The sequence below is a fragment of the Propioniciclava sinopodophylli genome, from assembly GCF_004324755.1.
GTDB lineage: Bacteria > Actinomycetota > Actinomycetes > Propionibacteriales > Propionibacteriaceae > Propioniciclava > Propioniciclava sinopodophylli.
Genome location: NZ_SDMQ01000001.1, coordinates 410,672 through 428,958 on the forward strand (window position 1 = coordinate 410,672; position 18,287 = coordinate 428,958).

At 71.1% G+C, this 18,287-nt stretch carries 17 protein-coding genes and 1 pseudogene; 13 read left to right on the top strand and 5 right to left on the bottom strand.

What is annotated here, in order from left to right:
* Positions 1-68: 68 nt before the first annotated feature.
* Positions 69-2,645, top strand: a pseudogene (clpB, locus tag ET989_RS02015) (ATP-dependent chaperone ClpB).
* A gap of 137 nt (positions 2,646-2,782) precedes the next feature.
* A complete protein-coding gene (locus tag ET989_RS02020; RefSeq protein ID WP_131166861.1) occupies positions 2,783-3,388 on the top strand; it encodes an endonuclease domain-containing protein in 606 nt (201 codons plus the stop codon).
* A 12-nt stretch (positions 3,389-3,400) separates the two neighbouring features.
* On the opposite strand, the gene ET989_RS02025 is transcribed toward ET989_RS02020, so the two are convergent.
* Both ET989_RS02025 and ET989_RS02030 read right to left on the bottom strand, forming a co-directional pair.
* The gene (locus ET989_RS02025) at positions 3,401-5,293 is read right to left on the bottom strand and encodes a heavy metal translocating P-type ATPase (RefSeq protein ID WP_131166862.1); all 1,893 of its coding nucleotides are present in this window, start codon (positions 5,291-5,293) and stop codon (positions 3,401-3,403) included.
* A 25-nt stretch (positions 5,294-5,318) separates the two neighbouring features.
* The gene (locus ET989_RS02030; protein ID WP_131166863.1) at positions 5,319-5,549 is read right to left on the bottom strand and encodes a cation transporter; all 231 of its coding nucleotides are present in this window, start codon (positions 5,547-5,549) and stop codon (positions 5,319-5,321) included.
* An 81-nt stretch (positions 5,550-5,630) separates the two neighbouring features.
* Between ET989_RS02030 and ET989_RS02035 the strand changes: the two genes are divergently transcribed.
* Entirely contained in the window at positions 5,631-6,323 is a 693-nt protein-coding gene (locus tag ET989_RS02035; protein ID WP_131166864.1) for a Crp/Fnr family transcriptional regulator, read from the top strand.
* Positions 6,324-6,344: 21 nt separating this feature from the next.
* Here ET989_RS02035 and ET989_RS14765 read toward each other — a convergent pair whose 3' ends face one another.
* On the bottom strand, positions 6,345-6,509 hold the full coding sequence (locus ET989_RS14765) for a hypothetical protein (RefSeq protein WP_165489983.1): 165 nt from the start codon (positions 6,507-6,509) through the stop codon (positions 6,345-6,347).
* A 122-nt stretch (positions 6,510-6,631) separates the two neighbouring features.
* Here ET989_RS14765 and ET989_RS02040 point away from each other — a divergent pair, with 122 nt between their 5' ends.
* From ET989_RS02040 to ET989_RS02060, 5 genes are all read left to right on the top strand, one after another.
* Complete coding sequence (locus tag ET989_RS02040) at positions 6,632-7,462, top strand: alpha/beta fold hydrolase (protein WP_131166865.1); 831 nt, start codon at positions 6,632-6,634, stop codon at positions 7,460-7,462.
* Positions 7,463-7,528: 66 nt separating this feature from the next.
* Positions 7,529-8,341, top strand: a complete 813-nt coding sequence (locus ET989_RS02045) for a spermidine synthase (protein ID WP_131166866.1) — start codon at positions 7,529-7,531, stop codon at positions 8,339-8,341.
* A 100-nt stretch (positions 8,342-8,441) separates the two neighbouring features.
* Positions 8,442-9,137: a class E sortase gene (locus tag ET989_RS02050; RefSeq protein WP_131166867.1), complete on the top strand. Its 696-nt coding sequence runs from the start codon at positions 8,442-8,444 to the stop codon at positions 9,135-9,137.
* A 43-nt stretch (positions 9,138-9,180) separates the two neighbouring features.
* Positions 9,181-9,723: an orotate phosphoribosyltransferase gene (pyrE, locus tag ET989_RS02055; protein WP_131166868.1), complete on the top strand. Its 543-nt coding sequence runs from the start codon at positions 9,181-9,183 to the stop codon at positions 9,721-9,723.
* Between the two features lie 21 nt (positions 9,724-9,744).
* Positions 9,745-10,533: a LemA family protein gene (locus ET989_RS02060; RefSeq protein WP_131166869.1), complete on the top strand. Its 789-nt coding sequence runs from the start codon at positions 9,745-9,747 to the stop codon at positions 10,531-10,533.
* Between the two features lie 304 nt (positions 10,534-10,837).
* On the opposite strand, the gene ET989_RS02065 is transcribed toward ET989_RS02060, so the two are convergent.
* Positions 10,838-11,362, bottom strand: a complete 525-nt coding sequence (locus ET989_RS02065) for a MarR family winged helix-turn-helix transcriptional regulator (protein WP_131166870.1) — start codon at positions 11,360-11,362, stop codon at positions 10,838-10,840.
* A 61-nt stretch (positions 11,363-11,423) separates the two neighbouring features.
* On the opposite strand from ET989_RS02065, the gene ET989_RS02070 reads away from it, so the two are divergent.
* The gene (locus tag ET989_RS02070; protein ID WP_165489984.1) at positions 11,424-13,475 is read left to right on the top strand and encodes an MDR family MFS transporter; all 2,052 of its coding nucleotides are present in this window, start codon (positions 11,424-11,426) and stop codon (positions 13,473-13,475) included.
* Here ET989_RS02070 and ET989_RS02075 read toward each other — a convergent pair whose 3' ends face one another.
* On the bottom strand, positions 13,476-14,411 hold the full coding sequence (locus tag ET989_RS02075) for a DUF368 domain-containing protein (protein WP_131166872.1): 936 nt from the start codon (positions 14,409-14,411) through the stop codon (positions 13,476-13,478).
* Positions 14,412-14,522: 111 nt separating this feature from the next.
* On the opposite strand from ET989_RS02075, the gene ET989_RS02080 reads away from it, so the two are divergent.
* The 4 genes from ET989_RS02080 to ET989_RS02095 all read left to right on the top strand — a co-directional run bounded on the left by ET989_RS02080 (position 14,523) and on the right by ET989_RS02095 (position 18,278).
* The gene (locus ET989_RS02080; RefSeq protein ID WP_180320748.1) at positions 14,523-15,122 is read left to right on the top strand and encodes a TrmH family RNA methyltransferase; all 600 of its coding nucleotides are present in this window, start codon (positions 14,523-14,525) and stop codon (positions 15,120-15,122) included.
* Between the two features lie 283 nt (positions 15,123-15,405).
* Positions 15,406-15,987 (top strand): hypothetical protein, encoded by a 582-nt coding sequence (locus ET989_RS02085; RefSeq protein WP_131166874.1) that lies wholly within the window; start codon positions 15,406-15,408, stop codon positions 15,985-15,987.
* 145 nt (positions 15,988-16,132) lie between these two features.
* The gene (gene fbaA, locus ET989_RS02090; RefSeq protein ID WP_131166875.1) at positions 16,133-17,152 is read left to right on the top strand and encodes a class II fructose-bisphosphate aldolase; all 1,020 of its coding nucleotides are present in this window, start codon (positions 16,133-16,135) and stop codon (positions 17,150-17,152) included.
* Between the two features lie 106 nt (positions 17,153-17,258).
* On the top strand, positions 17,259-18,278 hold the full coding sequence (locus ET989_RS02095; protein WP_131166876.1) for a GNAT family N-acetyltransferase: 1,020 nt from the start codon (positions 17,259-17,261) through the stop codon (positions 18,276-18,278).
* Positions 18,279-18,287: the final 9 nt, after the last annotated feature.

Genomic DNA, 18,287 nt, shown 5'->3' on the forward strand with positions numbered 1-18,287 from the left:
TACTGGGGGCGCACTAAAGTTGAGTCTGATGTACTCAACTTATGTTCTCCACAGGAGGAACGCCCCGCATGGACACCGCGAAACTCACCACGAAGAGCCGAGACGCCGTCAGCGCCGCCCTGCGCAACGCTCTGACCGCCGGCAGCCCGAACGCCGAGCCGAGCCACCTGCTGCACGCGCTGCTGATGGTGCCCGACAACACCGTCGGGGCGCTGCTGTCGGCCGTCGGCGCAGACCCGGCCGCCATCGACGCCGCCGCGCAGGCGGCCATCAAGAAGCTGCCGAGCTCTACCGGCTCCTCGGTCCAGCAGCCGCAGCTGTCGGGTTCGTTCGCCCGCGTGCTCGCCGACGCGGAGACCCGCGCCGAGCAGATGGGCGACGGCTTCGTCGCGACCGAACACCTGCTCATCGCGCTGGCGTCCGTCGCCTCGGACGCCCAGCCGATCCTGGCGAAGGTCACCACGCCCGAGAAGCTCACCGAGGCGTTCAACGCCGCCCGCGGCGGCAAGCGCGTCACCTCGGCCGAGTCCGAGGGCGGCGAGTCGGCCCTGGAGAAGTACTCGGTCGACCTCACCGAGCGCGCCCGCGAGGGCAAGCTCGACCCGGTGATCGGGCGCGACTCCGAGATCCGTCGCGTCGTGCAGGTGCTCAGCCGCCGCACGAAGAACAACCCCGTCCTGATCGGCGAGCCCGGCGTCGGCAAGACCGCCGTCGTCGAGGGCCTCGCCCAGCGCGTCGTCGCCGGCGATGTGCCGGACTCGCTGAAGGGCCGCCGGGTTGTCTCACTCGACCTGGCCAGCATGGTCGCGGGCGCCAAGTACCGTGGCGAGTTCGAGGAGCGGCTCAAGGCCGTCCTCAACGAGATCAAGGAGTCCGAGGGCCAGGTCGTCACCTTCATCGACGAGCTGCACACCGTCGTCGGCGCGGGCGCGTCCGGCGAGGGGGCCATGGACGCCGGCAACATGCTCAAGCCCATGCTCGCCCGCGGGGAGCTGCGCCTGATCGGCGCCACCACTCTGGACGAGTACCGCGAGCGCATCGAGAAGGACCCGGCGCTGGAGCGTCGCTTCCAGCAGGTGTTCGTGGGGGGGCCGTCGGTGGAGGACACCATCGCGATCCTGCGTGGCCTGCGCGAACGTTACGAGGCGCACCACAAGGTGCGGATCACCGACGGCGCGCTGGTGGCCGCCGCCCAGCTGTCGAACCGCTACATCACCTCCCGCCAGCTGCCCGACAAGGCCATCGACCTGATCGACGAGGCCGCCTCGCGCCTGCGGATGGAGATCGACTCCAGCCCGGAGGAGATCGACCAGCTGCGCCGCACCATCGACCGCATGACGATGGAGCAGTTCGCGCTCGACAAGGAGCAGGACGCCGCGAGCACGGAGCGGCGCGAGCGGCTGGCGTCCGAGCTGGCCGACGCGCAGGAGACGCTACGCGGTCTGGAAGCTCGCTGGGAGTCGGAGAAGCAGGGCCTCAACCGGGTCGGCGACATCAAGACCGAGATCGACCACCTGCGCGCCGAGGCCGAGCGGGCCCAGCGCGAGGGCGACCTGACCACGGCGTCCGAGATCCTCTACGGCCGCATCCCCGGCCTGGAGGCCGAGCTGGAGAAGGCGTCCGAGGAGGACGCCAGCCGCGTGCCGATGGTGGCCGAAGAGGTCTCGGCCAACGACATCGCCGAGGTCGTCTCGGCGTGGACCGGCATCCCCGTCGGCAAGATGCTGCAGGGAGACGCCGAGAAGCTGCTGTCGATGGAATCCCACCTGGGACAGCGCCTCATCGGGCAGCGCGAGGCCGTGCGGGCCGTCTCGGACGCCGTGCGCCGCTCGCGCGCCGGCATCAGCGACCCCAACCGGCCGACCGGATCGTTCCTCTTCCTGGGCCCGACCGGCGTGGGCAAGACCGAGCTGGCCAAGTCGCTGGCGGACTTCCTGTTCGACGACGAGCGCGCCATGGTGCGCATCGACATGAGCGAGTACGGCGAGAAGCACACCGTCTCCCGTCTCGTGGGTGCCCCTCCGGGCTACGTGGGGTACGAGGAAGGCGGCTAGCTCACCGAGGCCGTGCGTCGGCGTCCGTACTCGGTGGTGCTGCTCGACGAGGTCGAGAAGGCCCACCCGGACGTGTTCAACATCCTGCTGCAGGTGCTCGACGACGGACGCCTGACCGACGGGCAGGGACGCACGGTCGACTTCCGCAACGTCATCCTGATCATGACCTCCAACCTCGGCTCGCAGTTCCTCGCCGACCCGAACCTGCAGCCCGAGACCAAGCACGAGGCCGTGATGGGCGTCGTGCGCCAGGCCTTCAAGCCCGAGTTCCTCAACCGGCTCGACGACGTGGTCATGTTCGACCCGCTGAGCCAGGACGACCTGACGCACATCGTGGGCATCCAGCTCGCGCGCGTCGCGGCCCGGCTCGCCGACCGCAGGATCACCCTCGAGGTCACCGACGCCGGCAAGGCGTGGCTCGCCGCGACCGGCTTCGACCCGGTGTACGGGGCGCGCCCGCTCAAGCGGCTCATCCAGACGACCATCGAGGACGCCCTCGCTCGCCGCATGCTGGCCGGTGAACTCCTCGACGGCCAGACGGTGACGTTCGACGTGGACGCCGACGGCACGGGCCTGGTCGTGCGCGACTGATCCGGTCGACCCGCAGGGCCGACACTCGACCCCTCCCGGAGGTGCTCCGGGAGGGGTCGAGTGTCGTTCGTGCGGTTGTCCACAGGGGTGGGCTGCGGGTTCTTCCGGGTCGCGGCGCGTCCTGCTGGGATGGATCCATGCACCTCACCGGGCGCGCTGCGGCCGAGATCGGGGGCTGGACCGACCTCGGCCGCCCCACGGCGCTCGACGTCGCCACGCCGCGGGTGCACGACGCCTGCCGAGGCGTGTGTCTCGAGCGGCGCCGGATTCCGCGCAGCCTGGTCCGGACGGTGGACGGGGTGCGCATCACCACCTTCCCGCTGACGGCGCTCGACCTCGTGCGCGACCGGCCGTGGTCGCGGCTGGAGTGCGCGGCCCACGTCCTCCTGCGGGACGCCGCGATCACGGGCTGGCGCGCGAACAGGGCGATCTCCGCGGGCCCCGGGGACCGGATCGGGTATGGCGACCTGGTGTTCGAGGACCTGTGGCTCGTCGTCGAACTCGACGGTGTCGGCCACCACTCCGCCGACGGGGACGCCGCGCGCGACCGGGCGCGTGACCTGCGGATGGCGCGGCTGGGGTGGGAGGTGTTGCGCCTGGGGAGCGCGGTCGTGTTCAAGACGCCCCAGGAGTTCGTCGCGATCGTGCGTGACGTGCTGCGGACGCGGGAGCGACGGCGACCGAAACCCGCAGGACCGACACTCGACGGCCCCCGGGAGGCATCCGGGGGCCGTCGAGTGTAGGCGCTGCGGGTATCAGGCCACGGCGACGACCTCCGCGGGACGTGAGGCCTGCTGCTCAGCCGGGGTCGCGGGGCGGCGGGCGGCCCGCAGGAGGCGCATGCCGTTCAGGATCACGACGATGACGGACGCCTCGTGCACCAGCATGCCGATGGCCATGGTCACGCCACCGAGCAGGACGCCGGCGAGGAGCGTGCCGACCGTGATCATGGCGATCCAGATGTTCTGGCGCATCACCGAGATGGTGCGGCGAGCCAGGCCGATGGCGTGCGCCACCTTGTCGAGCCGGCTGGTCATCAGGGCGATGTCGGCGGTCTCGACGGCGAGCGGTGAACCGGCCGCGCCCATCGCGATGCCCACGTCGGCCAGCGCCAGGGCGGGGGCGTCGTTGACGCCGTCGCCGACCATCGCGACCTTGAGCCCCTCGGCCTGAAGGGCGCGCACGGCGTCCAGCTTGTCCTCGGGGAGGAGCCCGGCACGGACCTCGTCGATGCCGACCTGGGCGGCCACGGCGTTCGCGATCTCGGCGGTGTCGCCGGTCAGCATGACGACCCGCTTCACGCCGGCGGCGTGGAGAGCGGCGACGACGTCGCGCGCCTCGTCGCGGAGGCGGTCGGCCACACCGATGGCGCCGATGGGCTGCCCGTCGAGGGCCACCAGCAGGGGCGTCCGGCCGTTGCCGGCCAACCCGGTGGCCGAGGCGTCGGCGTCTGGGGTGAGGCTGCCGCCCAGCAGGGCGCGGTTGCCGACGGTGACCGTGCGGCCGCCTGCCACGGCGATGATCCCTTGCCCGGGGACGGTGGTGACTTGGTCGGGCACCGCCGGCACCGGCAGGCCACGCTCGGCCGCGGCGGCGAGCACGGGGGCGGCCAGTGGGTGGCTGGAGCCGGCCTCGGCGCGGGCGGCCCAGGTGAGCACCTCGGCGTCCGTCCAGCCGTCGAAGGCGATGAGGTCGGTCAGCTCGGGGCGTCCCTCGGTGAGGGTGCCGGTCTTGTCGAACCCCACGGCGTCCACCTTGGCGGCGGTCTCGAGGAACTCCCCACCCTTGATCAGGACACCGTCACGGGCGGCGCGACCGATGCCGGCGACCAGCGCGACGGGCACCGAGATCACCAGGGCGCCGGGGCAGCCGATGACCAGCAGCGTGAGCGCGAGGGCGACGTCGCGGCTGATGAGGCCGGCGACCACGGCGAGCACGATGATGCCCGGGGTGTACCACGTGGAGAACTTCTCCATGAACTGTTGGGTGCGGGCCTTGGCCTCCTGCGCCTCCTCGACGCGGTGGATGATGCGGGCCAGCGTGGTGTCGGCACCCGCGCCGGTCGTGCTGACCTGCAGGAAGCCGTCCGTGACGATCGTGCCGGCGAAGACCTTGTCGCCCTCGACGCGCTCGGCGGGCATCGACTCGCCCGTGATGGACGCCTCGTCGATGGCCGCGTGGCCGGTCGCGATGGTGCCGTCGACCGGGACGGTCTCGCCGTGCTTGATGACGACGACCTCGCCGACCCCGACCTGGTGGGCCGGCACCTCGACCTGCTCGCCGTGCCGCAGGACGGTGGCGGTGGTCGGCGCCGACTCGATGAGACCGGCCAGGGCCGAGCGGGTGCGGGCCAAGGTGGCGTCCTCGAGTGCGTGGCCGATGGCGAACAGGAAGGTGACTGCGGCGGCCTCCCAGTACTCGCCGATGACGAGCGCGCCGATCATGGCGATCGAGACCAGCAGGTCGATGCCGATCGTGCGGGCCCGCAGTGAGCGGTACGCGCCGCGCAGGACGGGGATGCCGGCCACGACGGCGGCGGCGATCATCAGGGGGTCGGCGGCGACGGGGGCGACCTGGCCGGCCAGCCAGGAGGCGGCGATCAGCGTCCCGGACAGCGCCGGAACGGCCCAGCGATGGACGCGGGACATGGGGGTTTCCTCTCGGATCGTGGGATCAGAACGCGGAAGGGCGGGCGGTGTAGCCGGCCTTCTTGATGGCGGAGACCAGCCCGTCGACCGAGGTGGCCGACTCGTCGTGGTCGACCTCGATGCGCGAGGTGGCGAAGTGGACGGTCGCATCGCTCACGCCCGGCAGCTTCGTCAGGATCTTCTCGATCTTGGAGACGCAGGAGGGGCAGGTGAAGCCCTCGGCGCGGAGGAGCGTGCGGGTGGGGGTTGCGGTCATGGTCTCGTTCCCTTCGTGTGGGCCGCGGTGGTGTCGGCCGATGTCTTGAAGGTAAGAAGATTCGGGGTTACGGTCCTTGACGTGGATCAAGTTTCCGAGCACGAGGACACCTGCGTCGCGCGGGTGCCGATCTTCCGCGGCCTGACACCCGCGCAGCAGCACGAGGTGGCCGGTTTCGCCCGCCCGGTGCGCGCGCCGAAAGGGTCGCTGCTGCAGGCGGCCGGGGCCGAGCAGAAGCGCCTGGTGGTGCTGCACTCGGGCCGCATCCGGCTGGTGCACGTCCTGGAGAACGGGCGCGAGCAGGTCGTCCGGGTCGCCGAGCCCGGGGACGCGGTGGGGGAGACGTCGTTCCTGCTGGGGCGGCGTCCGGAGCACTTCGCCTACGCGGACGCCGACGTGACGCTCTGCACGTTCGACCACGCCGACCTGGCCAGGCTCGTGGCGTCCTACCCGCCGATCGCCGTCCGCATGCTGCAGGTCGCCACCGAGCGCCTGCTGTCGGCCGAGCGCATGCTGGCCGCCTTCGCCAGCACCGACGTCGGGACGCGCGTGGCCGCCTACCTGCTCGACCAGCCCTCGGCGGTCGTGGACAGGCGCACCGTGGTCCGCCTGCCGATGGCGAAGAAGGACGTGGCGTCCTACCTCGGCACCACGCCCGAGACCCTCAGCCGCCGCCTCGCCGACCTCGTCGCCGACGGCGTCGTCGAGCTGTCCGGACGCCGCGAGGTGGTCATCCTGGACGCCGACCGGCTCGTGGAGCGGGCGACGCCGTAGCCCCCGGCGTCCGTCAGGGGATCAGTGGCGGGCGTGCGGGCGGTAGGTGAGCAGCAGGTCTCCGCGCTCGGTGACCTCGTGGTCGACCAGCTCGAGGCGCTGCACGTCGTCGTGGCCGTGCATGAGGTCGCGGCCCATGGCGCCGTCGACCGAACTGAATAGGTGGGCGGTGAGCGTGCGGGGCATGGGTCTACCTCCTGACGACATTCTGGGGTCGGACGCCCCGGGTGCGCCATGGGGGGTCCCGCAGCGCGGCTCGGCTGGCTAGGGTCGTGAAGGTAGACGCCCGACGACGAGGAGGCCGCAGCATGCCGTACGTGACGATCCCCGACGACACCCCGATCCAGCTGTACTACGAGGACTCCGGAGGTGACGGCCGTCCGGTCGTGCTGATCCACGGGTGGCCGCTGTCGACGGAGGCGTGGGCGGGGCAGGTCCCGACGCTGGTGGACGCGGGCTACCGCGCCATCGCCTACGACCGCCGCGGGTTCGGGCGTTCGGACAAGGCGCCGGACGGCTACGAGTACGACACGCTGGCGTCCGACCTGCAGCACCTGGTGACCGAGCTCGACCTGACCGGCGCGGTGTTGGTCGGGTTCTCGATGGGTGGTGGCGAGGTCGCGCGGTACATCGGCCGCTACGGCGAGTCGCGGCTGGCCGGCGCGGTGCTGGCCTCGGCGATCACCCCGGCGCTGTGCATCACCGACGACAACCCCGACGGCGCCATGCCGATGTCCGGGTTCGGCGGGCTGCGCGACGAGTGCCGGGGCGACCGGGACGCGTTCGTGGAGAAGTTCATGACCTGGTTCTTCTCGAACCCGTCGGAGATGACGATCGGTGACGACCAATTCCGCGACGTGCTGCGTGTGGCCGCCCAGGGCTCCGACAAGGCGCTGCGGGACACGATCATCGCGTGGGCCACGGACTTCCGCGAGGACGTCGCGAAGTTCACCGTGCCGACGCTCGTGATCCACGGGGACGCGGACAACAACGTCCCGTTCCCGGCGTCCGGCCAGCGCGCGGCGCAGCTGATCGAGGGCTCCCGCCTGCACGTGGTGGCCGGCGGGCCGCACGGCGTGAACGTCTCGCACGCCGACGAGTTCAACGCCGTCCTGCTGGATTTCCTCGGCTCGCTCTGACCGCCGAGGGCTTGGGTTCGGTGGGCCGAGGGCTTGGGTTCGCCCGATCGCGGTAGCGTCGGGGCCATGCCTGCTTACGTGGAGCCGGACCCGTTCCATCCGGGGGCCTTCCGCGTGGTGGCGGGCGACACCGCCCAGTCCTGGGTGGACCCCGCCGACCCGTTGCGGATCGAGTTCGAGTACGTCCAGCGCGTCGTCGAGGCGCTGGACGCCACGGTGCTGGCCCGTCCGTCCGACGAGCGCGTCCGGGTTGTGCACCTCGGCGGCGGCGGCCTGACCATCCCGCGGTACGTGGCGGCACGGCGTCCGGGCACCGCGCAGGTGGTGTGCGAGCCGGACGCCGACCTCGTCGAGCAGGTGCGCCGTGTGATGCCGCTGCCCGCGCGGTCGGGCATCAAGGTGCGGACGGTGGCCGGTCGCGAGGGGCTCGAGGCGATGCCGCCGGACCACATCGACGCTCTGGTGCTGGACGCCTTCGACGGGCCGCGCGTGCCCGCGTCGCTGGCCACGGGCGAGTTCCTCGCCGAGGTGGCGGCGCGCCGGCGCCGGGGCGGTGTGTTCATCGCCAACATCACCGACCGGGCCCCGTTCACCTGGTCGCGACGCTTCGCGGCGGCGGTGCGTGACGTGCACCGGTCGATGCTGGTCAGCGCCGAGACGGCGGTCTGGAAGGGACGCCGCTTCGGTAACCTGGTCGTGGTCGCGGCGGACGGCCCCCTGCCGGCCACCGAGCTCTCCCGGCAGGCCGCCCGGGCGGCCTTCCCCTACCGTTACCTGGCCGGCCGCGACGTCGTCGACTGGATCGGGGCCGCCACACCCTTCACCGACGAAGACCAGCAGTCCTCACCGGTCCCGAAACGGGGCACTTGGTTCAGCTGAAGGCAAGCCCTCGGCGGATCGAACCCAAGCCCTCGGCGGATCACGGGCCCTCGTGAGGTCGGGACGGTTCGTGCCCGCGTGTCCTGACATACTGGGCGGCATGTCCGCCGGCACCGCCCCCCGACGCGCTGCGACCGAACCGCGGCCGCGCAAGGGGCGCGGCCTGACGATCGCGGGGGTCGTCCTGCTCGTGCTCGGGCTGGGCGCGCTCGCCTGGTCCAGTTACGACCTGTTCTGGAACCCGCTGGTCGACCCGCAGGTCGCCTCCGCGCAGGCGGCCGACCTGCGGCAGCAGTGGGAGGCCGAGCCCGAGGCGTCCGAGAGCGCCGGCCCGGTGGAGCCCGCGCGGCCGCTGCCCGGGGACGCGGTGGCACTCCTGCGCATCCCGACGTTCGGGGACGCCTTCGAGCAGCCGGTGCTGGCCGGCACCGACCAGCCCACCCTGAAGAAGGGCCTGGGCTGGTACGACGGCACGGCCGCACCGGGCGAGGTGGGCAACTTCGCCGTGGCGGGCCACCGCGGTGCGACCGGCCCGTTCGCGCCGATCATGGATCTCGGCGCGGGCGACCAGGTCGTCGTCGAGACACGCGATGCGGTGTACACCTACGAGCTCACCAACAACCCCGCCGAGATGACGGTCAAGGACACCGACACGTGGGTGATCCAGCCCGTGCCCGGCCAGCCCGAGGTGCGGCCGACCGAGGCGCTGATCACGCTGACGACGTGTCAGGACCTGTTCCGCTCGCCCGACCGCACCATCGCGTTCGGCAAGCTGGTCGACACCCGGTCCAAGTGAACGGACGCCGTGGGTGCGGCGCCCTGCCCCTAGGCTTCGGGTCATGGCCGACCGCGAAGACCTCATCCAGCACATCCTCGACCTCGCCGTGGTGCACGGGAAGGTCACGCTGGCGTCCGGCAAGGAGGCCGACTACTACGTCGACCTGCGCCGCGTCACGTTGGACGGCGCCGCAGCCCCGGTGGTCGGACGCGTGATGCGCGACCTGACCGCCGACTGGGACTTCGAGGCCGCAGGCGGGCTGACGCTCGGGGCGGACCCGGTGGCGGTGGCCATGCTGCACGCGGCCGCCGCGGAGGGGCAGCGGCTGGACGCGTTCGTGGTGCGCAAGGAATCGAAGGCCCACGGCCTGCAGCGTCGCATCGAGGGCACCGAGGTGGCCGGTCTCCGGGTGCTCGTCGTCGAGGACACCTCGACGACCGGAGGCTCCGTGATGCAGGCCGTCGAGGCCGTGCAGGAGGCCGGCGGGATCGTCGCCGGGGTGGTCACGATCGTGGACCGCAACACGGGCGTCCGCGAGCGGATCGAGGCCGCAGGGCTGCCGTACCGCTACGCCGTCGGCCTCGGTGATCTCGGTTTGTCTTGATCGCCCGCTAGGGTTGGCGCCATGGAATGGATCGCCATCCCCCTCATCATCGTCCTGCTCGTCGTCGTCGGCGGCGTCGCCTGGGCGGTCGGCGCCTACAACGGCTTCGTGAAGCAACGCAACCTCATCCAGGAGTCCTGGCGCCAGGTTGATGTCGAGCTCAACCGTCGTTACGAGCTCATCCCCAACCTCGTCGAGACCGTGCGTGCCTTCGCGGGCCACGAGCGCAACACGCTCGAGGGCATCGTCCGTCTGCGCCAGCAGGCCCAGCAGCTCTCGTCTGCCGAGCGGGGGGACGCCCCGACCGCCGAGCGCGCCGCGGTTGAGGAGCAGCTGACCCAGCAGGTCCGCGGCCTCATGGTGCAGGTGGAGGCGTACCCCGAGCTCAAGAGCAACCAGAACTTCCTGGAGCTCCAGCGCCAGCTGGCCGAGACCGAGGACCGGATCGCCGCCGGCCGCCGCTACTACAACGCGAACGTGCGCAACTACAACACGCGCATCGAGTCGGTGCCGACGAACTTCATCGCGAGCTCGTTCAACTTCCAGAAGGCGACCTACTTCGAGGTCAACGACGCCGAGGTGCGTCGTGCGCCCGACGTGAGCTTCGGCGAGATCTCGTACCGCGGCGACGCCCCCGAGCAGCCGCGCTCCGCGGCGCCGGTCGAGTCGTCGAGCCCGAACGAGCTGCCCAACCCGCAGGCCGGCCGCGAGTCGGCACCCGGGCTGTCGTTCGACCAGCGGCCCGAGGCCCAGCCCGTCGATCGCCCCGAAGGCGAGGGCTACCAGCCGCCGAACTACAACCGTCCCTGATCCGCTCGCGAACGCCCGGCCCCTGTGGGCCGGGCGTTCTGCTTTGGTCGGACGCGGTGCGTGCCGGGTCGGGCTCTGGGCCCGGGGGGCCGGGGCTCGACGAGGTCGTCGGGCAGGTCGCCCGAGCCGGACGTCATCTCCGAGAGGTCGATCTCCTCCATCTGGAGGTAGCTGGTCTCGAACGCCGGGACAGCGGCGCGCCCACGCCCGAGGCCAGGCCGCACAGCAGCGAGAGGGCCAGCGCGATGCCCCAACGCGGGTGGAGGTGGTGCTCCTGCTAACGGGGTGAGGCCAGCACGACGTTTCAGTGGCTGAAGTATTCGCCCGTTGTGCTGGTCGGGCTCGGCGGGGCCTCGTGGATCAGTCCCCGGTGGAAGTGGTCCAGCGACGCGTTCACGTCGTGCAGGAAGCGCAGACAGGTGGCCAGGTCGTCCTCCGAGTAGGACGCCATCGCCTCGGCGTGGGCCTGGCCCAGCGGGCCGAAAAAGGCACCGGCGACTTCGCGCCCGTGGTCGCCGAACCGCAGCAGGACGCGGCGGCGGTCGGTCGGGTCCGTGTCCCGGTGCACGTGGCCGGACGCCGTGAGCCGGTCGACCAGGTAGGTCACGGCGGCGGGGGAGACCTGCAGCTGGTCGGCCAGCTGGCGGGCGGTCAGGGGCTGCCCGGCGCGCTCGGCGCGGTGGATCGCCGTCAGCGCCCGGAAGTCGGTGGTGTGGAGGTCGTGCTGGCTGGCGAAGGCCGTCCCGATGCGGTCGGACGCCAGCGCCAACACCTGCACCTGCGACACGAGGGCCGCGATCAACTGCGCGCGTGCGGGGGCCTCGGTCATGGGCGCATCGTACCCCGGGCCCCTTCGGGAGCTGTCCCCGGCGGGGAGTATGGTCCGCTACGTGACGCAAGCCCCCGAGGAGTTCGACTTCGCGAAGATCCGCTGGATCTACTTCGGCCTGATGATCGGCATGTTCACGTCCTCGATCAGCCAGACGATCGTCAGCCCCGCGATCCCGCGCATCATCGCCGACCTCGGCGGCGTCGAGTACTACTCGTGGCTCTCCACCATCGTCATGCTGGTCATGACCATCGTGACGCCCATCAGCGGCAAGTTGGCCGACATGTTCGGCCGCAAGCGGTTCTATGCGCTGGGGCTCATCATCTTCATGCTGGGCAACGTCCTGTCGGGCATCGCGCAGAGCTTCACGTGGCTGGTGGCGGCGCGCGCCGTCCAGGGCATGGGCATGGGCATCCTGATGCCGCTGTCGCAGACGATCCTCGGCGACATCATCCCGCCCCGCCAGCGCGGCAAGTACGCCGGCTACATGGGCGCCCTGATGGGCGCCTCGCAGGTGGCGGGCCCCCTCATCGGCGGCTTCATCACCGACGTGTCGACGTGGCGGTGGCTCTTCTACGTCAACCTGCCCGTCGGCTTCCTCGCGCTGTTCCTCGTCGTCCGGTTCATGAATATCCCCGAACTGGACATCCCGCGCCGCGTCGACCACGCCGGCATCGCCACCATGACCATCGGCGTGAGCGCCGGGCTGCTCGGCATCAGCCTGGGCGGCACCCGCGGCTGGCTCGATCCGCTGGTGCTGGTCCTGCTCGGGGTGGGGGTGGTGTTCCTCGTCGCGTTCGTCCTCGTCGAGCGCAGGGCGCCCGAGCCGATCGTGCCGCTGTCGCTGTTCCGCAACTCGATCTTCACGTGGTCGGTCATCGCCGGCAGCCTCATGAACATGGCCCTGATGATGCTCATCATCTACACGCCGGTGTACGCCCAGGGCGTGCTGGGGGTGTCTGCCACGGCGTCCGGCGCGATCCTGATCCCGATGAACGTGGGCCTGTTCGCCATGGGCATCGTCATCGGGAACCTCACCACCCGGACGGGGCGGTACAAGTCCTTCGCGGTGGCGGGCGTCGTGCTGATGACGATCGCATCCGTCCTGCTACTGCGGCTGGACGCCCGCTCGACCCCGCTCGAGCTCACGCTCTACACGACCCTGATGGGGCTCGGCGTGGGCATGTCGTTCCAGATCTACACGCTGACCGTGCAGAACGCCGTCCAGCGCCGCGACCTCGGCCCCGCGACGTCCTCGCTGCAGTTCTTCCGCAGCATCGCCAACACCATGGGCACCGCGATTGCCGGCACCCTGATGACCTCCCAGCTGGTCACGAGCATGAAGTGGCGGATGACGCCGGAGGCGATCCGCGACACCCCGGCCGGCGGGCTCGACCCCAACGCGGTGCTCAACCCCGCGGCGATGCAGGGGCTGCCCGAGGCGGTGGCGCTCGTGCTGCGGCTGTCGCTGGCCGACGCCATGCAGGCGATCTACGCCGTCCTGCCGTGGCTGAGCCTGGCGGTGCTGGCGACCACGCTGGCGATCCGGGCGATCCCGCTGCGCGACTCGTTCACCCCCGACGAGCCGGCGCACTCCACCAGCCTCAGCGTCGCGGACCCGTCCATGCTCACGCTTTCACCGGAGGAGCACCACGCCCGCAACAAGGAGCGGATGGTTGCGGCCCACCTCGTCCTGCTCGCCGACCAGGTGGACCGGCCCGAGAACGAGATCCTGCGCGCCGCCCTGGCCGAGTTCGGTGGGGGAGACCTCGAGCGGGGCCGTCAGTTGCTGCGCTCGACGTCCACGATGCTGCTCGCGGAAGACCCGGCCGTCATCGACGAGCACGAGTCGTTTGCTGTCGAGCTCTCCAAGCGCGGCCAGCCGCAGAAGATGCTGAGCGACGGTCTGACCGCCCGCCTGCACCGCGTGGCCGAGCGGGTCGCGGAGCAGGCCGAGCAGGCGCCGTCGGAGAACCCGACCAGGCCGCGCATCGGGTTGGTCGACGGTCTGGACGCCCAGGCCCTGCAGCGGGCGATGTGGATGCTCGACTCGGCGCTGGTGGCCGACTTCGCCTCCCGCCGGTGGGCGGGCGAGACCGAGCCTGAAGGCTGATCAGCCCGCGTCGATGGCGTCGCGCTCGGAGGCGTAGCGGTCCTCGACCTTGGAGAACAGCCACGAGGCCAGCACACCGAGGGCCAACATGACCGCGCAGGACGCGAGGAAGGCGCCCATGCCGAGACCGGACTTCTCGATGGCGTCCGGGGCGAACACGACGGTCGGGAAGATTGCGAGCGACGAGCCGGCGACCATGCCCAAGATGAAGTGGTACATGCCCGCGTAGTGCCGTTCGAACCCCCAGTTGGCCGCCTTGGCGAACAGCACGACGCACAGCACGAGGCCGATGCCGAGCGGGATGAAGACGGACGGGTCGAAGTCCTTGATGCCCTCGGCCATCTTGTCGTAGAGGCCGAAGTAGATGAGGAAGTTGGACGGGCTCATGCCGGGCACGATCACGCCGAGGCCGATCAGGGCGCCGGAGCCGAGCCACACCGGGATGCTGGGCGGCACCTGCAGGTTCAGGCCGCCGCCGGCCAGCATGATCGCGAAGATGACCGCGACCGAGACGGCGAGGATGACCCAGTGTTTGGCGGCGCGACCCTTCTTGCCGGCCTGGCGCCACAGGCTGGGGAACGTGCCGATGACGAAGCCGATGAACAGGCAGACGAACGCCGCCTCGTAGCGTCCGAACGCGGCGGCGACCACGATCGAGAACAGGACGACGCCGATGATGCCGCCGATGCCGACGGGCAGAAAGTACTTCACCTGGCGCACGAAGTTCTTGAGGGGGTTGGCCAGGAACTTGATCAGCGGGTCGTAGATCTTGAAGATCACGGCCAGCACGCCGCCGGACAGGCCGGGGAGGATGAAGCCGACGCCCACGGCGATGCCCTTGAGCAGCCGGACCAGCCACGCGCCCACGCTGTCGGGGGCGTGGAGATCGGTCGCGTCGGGGGCGTCGGGGCGGATCGGGGTGTCGTCGGTCGTCATGCTTCTCTCCCGGTGGGGGGCGTGGTCCGCCGTTCAGGCTACCGTGGGCGGGTGGATGCCTCCGAACCGGTTGCCGCGGGCGACGCCCCGGACGATCCAACCGCCCCGTCGGTGGGGGTGGGCCCCCACCCACAGCCCTGGCCGGACGATCCGCGGCTCGACCCCGAACTGCTCGCCGCCGGCGACCGCCGCAACGTGCTCGACGAGTACCGCTACTGGCGCCTCGAGGCGATCGTGGCCGACCTCGACACCCGGCGCGCGCCGCTGCACGTGGCGATCCAGAACTGGGAGCACGACTTCAACATCGGCTCGGTCGTGCGCACGGCGAACGCCTTCAACGTGGCCGGGGTGCACATCCTCGGACGCCGGCGCTGGAACCGGCGCGGGGCGATGGTCACCGACCGGTACCTGCACGTCCACCACCACGAGACCGTCGCGGGCTTCGTCTCGTGGCTGGCCGGGCGGGGGATCACGCCCGTCGGCGTGGACAACCTGCCGGGGTCGGTTCCGCTCGAGACTGCCGCGCTCCCGCGTGACTGCTGCGTCGTGTTCGGCTCCGAGGGGCCGGGCCTCACCGACGAGGTCGTCGCCGCCTGCGAGAGCGTTGTCGCCATCACCCAGTACGGCTCGACCCGCTCGATGAACGCCGGCGCCGCTGCTGCGATCGCGATGTACCACTGGGCGCTGCAGCACGCCGGGGGTAAGCCCTAGTCCTGCCTCCTATTGCGTCGCGACGGCCTGAACCCAAGCCCTCGGCGGGAGGGGGGCGACCAAGGTACGAGGGGCGACGACCCGGCATCCATAGCGGCGGACGCCGCGCTGCTGATGGACGCCCCCGCCATGCTGACCTCGCCCTCACCTTCGTCGTGGGCCACCCCTGTCAAGCGCTGACCTTGGAGGTGGGGCATCACGCAGGCCGCGCCCATCCTCGACCGGCGCGCCCGGCACGTCGGGCTGGACATGGTGACCGTGGGGCCGCGGGTAGAATCGCGCCATGACCCAGCCGCCCGCCCACGCGCTCGCGCCCGAGGCGTCCCGCGGCTGGTCGCCCCCGCCCCGCGAGGCGCTCGACTACCCGGTCTTCTTCAATCCCGAGCCGGCGGTGGCCCGGTACCAGCAGTTCCGCAGCGCCATCAAGGGCCGCCTCTTCGGGCTCGTGCTGTCGCTGGTCATCTGGGCCGTCATCGGTTGGTTCAACCGCGACAACCTCGACACCCTGTTCTGGACGATCTTCGGCATCAGCCTTGCCATCTCCATCGCGCTGCTGGTGCGCATCATCGTGCAGTCGGTGCTCGCGAAGCGTGCGATCGGTCGCTTGCACGAGGGACTGGCCCTCGGCATCGGCCGGGGCGGGCTCTACCTCGACGACTACCTGTCCTGGGAGGACGTCGACCACCTCGTCGCCGTCCCCGGCGGGTCGCGCGGCTCGGGGCGCCTCGTCGTGGTCGCGACCAACGGCGCCTGGCGAGAGGTGCCCGTCGATTGGCTCAGCCACACCCCGTCCGCGGTCGACAACGCCGTGCGTGCGCTGTCGGGCGACCGGCACCACGTCGACCTGCGGCCGCTCGACAACTGACCCTGCCGGCTGTCGAGGGAGCAGGGTGTCCAACACTTGAACCTCCGCGTCCATGAGGTGGCCAGGGTCCCCGTGGGGGGAGCGTCCGCGGCAGATATGCGGTTGAATGGTGGTGTTCGAGGAAGCACCCACCAAGGAGTGACAGATGCCCATTGCAACGCCCGACGTGTACGCCGAGATGATCGACCGTGCGAAGTCGAAGGGCTTCGCCTACCCGGCCATCAATGTGACCTCGTCGCAGACCCTGAATGCGGCCCTCAAGGGCTTCGCGGACGCCGGTAGCGACGGCATCATCCAGTTCTCGACCGGTGGGGCCGAGTACGCCTCCGGTCAAGGCGTCAAGGACATGGTGACCGGCGCCGTCGCGCTCGCCGAGTTCGCGCACGTGGTCGCCGCCAAGTACCCGATCAACGTGGCCATCCACACCGACCACTGCCCCAAGGACAAGCTGGACACCTACGTCCGCCCCCTGCTGGAGATCTCCCGCCAGCGCGTGGCGAACGGCCAGGACCCGCTGTTCCAGTCCCACATGTGGGACGGCTCCGCCGTTCCGATGGAGGAGAACCTCCAGATCGCCGAGGAGCTGCTGGCGCTGACCCAGTACAACAAGCAGATCCTCGAGATCGAGATCGGTGTCGTCGGTGGCGAGGAGGACGGCGTCGCCAACGAGATCAACGAGAAGCTCTACACCACCCCCGAGGACGGCCTCCGCACTGCCGAGGCCCTCGGCCTGGGCGAGAAGGGCCGCTACATGGCCGCCTTCACCTTCGGCAACGTGCACGGCGTGTACAAGCCGGGTGCGGTCAAGCTGCGCCCCGAGGTCCTCAAGGACATCCAGGACGCCGTGGCCGCCAAGTACGGCAAGGACAAGCCGTTCGACCTCGTCTTCCACGGTGGCTCGGGCTCCTCGGCGCAGGACATCGCTGACGCGGTGTCCTACGGCGTCATCAAGATGAACGTCGACACCGACACCCAGTACGCGTTCACCCGCCCGGTGGCCGGCTGGATGCTCAGCAACTACGCCGGGGTCCTGAAGATCGACGGCGACGTCGGCAACAAGAAGCAGTACGACCCCCGCGCCTGGGGCAAGGAGGCCGAGAACGCGATGTCCGCGCGCATCGTCCAGGCCTGCCAGGACCTCGGCTCGGTCGGCACGCACGCCTGACGGTCTCTCGCCGCGTCCGCCCAGGACTCGCTCAACTACCGCCGAGGACTCGTGGTCTCCCCGACCACGAGTCCTCGGCGTTCGTCGTGGTGGTTAGGGTGAGGCCATGTCAGGCCCTCGACGGTTGTCCTTCACTGGTCCGCGCTTCGCGACCGCGGACGACCTGACCCGGCTCCGCGCCGACCTGCCCGGCGACCCCCACGGTCCGGGCGCCTTCACCCTCGCCATCGGCCGACCCGCCGTCGGGTTCGCGCACGCGGTCGCCGTCGCGCCCGGGCACTGGCACCTCGCCCACCTCCACGTCGAGCGCGACGCCCGCCGCCGCGGCCTGGGCCGCTACCTGCTCGACTGCGCGCTCGGCACGGCGCTCGACCGCGGGGCCCTCCGCCTCACCGTGTCACCACCGTCCAGGGCGCCCTGGCGCGCGCTGTGCGCCAGGGCCGGGTTCGCCCCCGAGGAGTATGGCGACGGCACCCTGGCGGTGGCCCTCGCTGACGAGCCGCCGCCGCGCCCGGCGGTGAGCGTGATCCCCGTACGGCAGGGCGCGGACGGGCTGGAGGTGTTCATCCAGCACCGCGTGCGCACGATGGACGCCTTCGCCGGGGTCGTCGTGTTCCCCGGCGGCCGCGTCGACCCGGCTGACGAGGCGTCCGGCCGGGCCCTGACGCTGGCGTCCGCCGTGCTGGACGCGCACGCCCGCAGCTGGTCGGCCACCGGCCACGACCCGCGCACGCTGCTCGCGACCGGCGTCCGCGAGCTGGCCGAGGAGACAGGGGCGGTTGTCGACCCCGCGCGCCTGCTGCCCTGGGACAACTGGATCACCCCGCTCGGCTACGCCCGCCGGTTCGACGTCGCGTTCTTCCTGCTGCCGGACGACGCCGACACCCACGTGCACAGCACGACCGAGGCGACGGCGTCCGAATGGCTGGCGGTCGACGAGCTGGTGGCGCGCACCGAGGCGGGCGTCCTGGCGATGGTGCCGCCGACGCGGACGCTGGTGGACGAGCTTCAGCGGCTGGGGTCGCTGGATGCCGTCCTCGGTCTGGCGCGTGGGATGGGCACGGTCGTACCCGTCCGCCACGACGTTGCCTCCCCGCGGCCGCGGAGCATGAGTCCTCGCCGGTAGTTGCACGAG

Coding starts and splice junctions, on each gene's coding strand:
- ET989_RS02020 (WP_131166861.1), top strand. CDS start 2,783: ATGCACCTCACCGGGCGCGCTGCGGCCGAGATCGGGGGCTGGACCGAC.
- ET989_RS02025 (WP_131166862.1), bottom strand. CDS start 5,293: ATGTCCCGCGTCCATCGCTGGGCCGTTCCGGCGCTGTCCGGGACGCTG.
- ET989_RS02030 (WP_131166863.1), bottom strand. CDS start 5,549: ATGACCGCAACCCCCACCCGCACGCTCCTCCGCGCCGAGGGCTTCACC.
- ET989_RS14765 (WP_165489983.1), bottom strand. CDS start 6,509: ATGCCCCGCACGCTCACCGCCCACCTATTCAGTTCGGTCGACGGCGCC.
- ET989_RS02040 (WP_131166865.1), top strand. CDS start 6,632: ATGCCGTACGTGACGATCCCCGACGACACCCCGATCCAGCTGTACTAC.
- ET989_RS02045 (WP_131166866.1), top strand. CDS start 7,529: ATGCCTGCTTACGTGGAGCCGGACCCGTTCCATCCGGGGGCCTTCCGC.
- ET989_RS02050 (WP_131166867.1), top strand. CDS start 8,442: ATGTCCGCCGGCACCGCCCCCCGACGCGCTGCGACCGAACCGCGGCCG.
- pyrE (WP_131166868.1), top strand. CDS start 9,181: ATGGCCGACCGCGAAGACCTCATCCAGCACATCCTCGACCTCGCCGTG.
- ET989_RS02060 (WP_131166869.1), top strand. CDS start 9,745: ATGGAATGGATCGCCATCCCCCTCATCATCGTCCTGCTCGTCGTCGTC.
- ET989_RS02065 (WP_131166870.1), bottom strand. CDS start 11,362: ATGACCGAGGCCCCCGCACGCGCGCAGTTGATCGCGGCCCTCGTGTCG.
- ET989_RS02075 (WP_131166872.1), bottom strand. CDS start 14,411: ATGACGACCGACGACACCCCGATCCGCCCCGACGCCCCCGACGCGACC.
- ET989_RS02085 (WP_131166874.1), top strand. CDS start 15,406: ATGACCCAGCCGCCCGCCCACGCGCTCGCGCCCGAGGCGTCCCGCGGC.
- fbaA (WP_131166875.1), top strand. CDS start 16,133: ATGCCCATTGCAACGCCCGACGTGTACGCCGAGATGATCGACCGTGCG.
- ET989_RS02095 (WP_131166876.1), top strand. CDS start 17,259: ATGTCAGGCCCTCGACGGTTGTCCTTCACTGGTCCGCGCTTCGCGACC.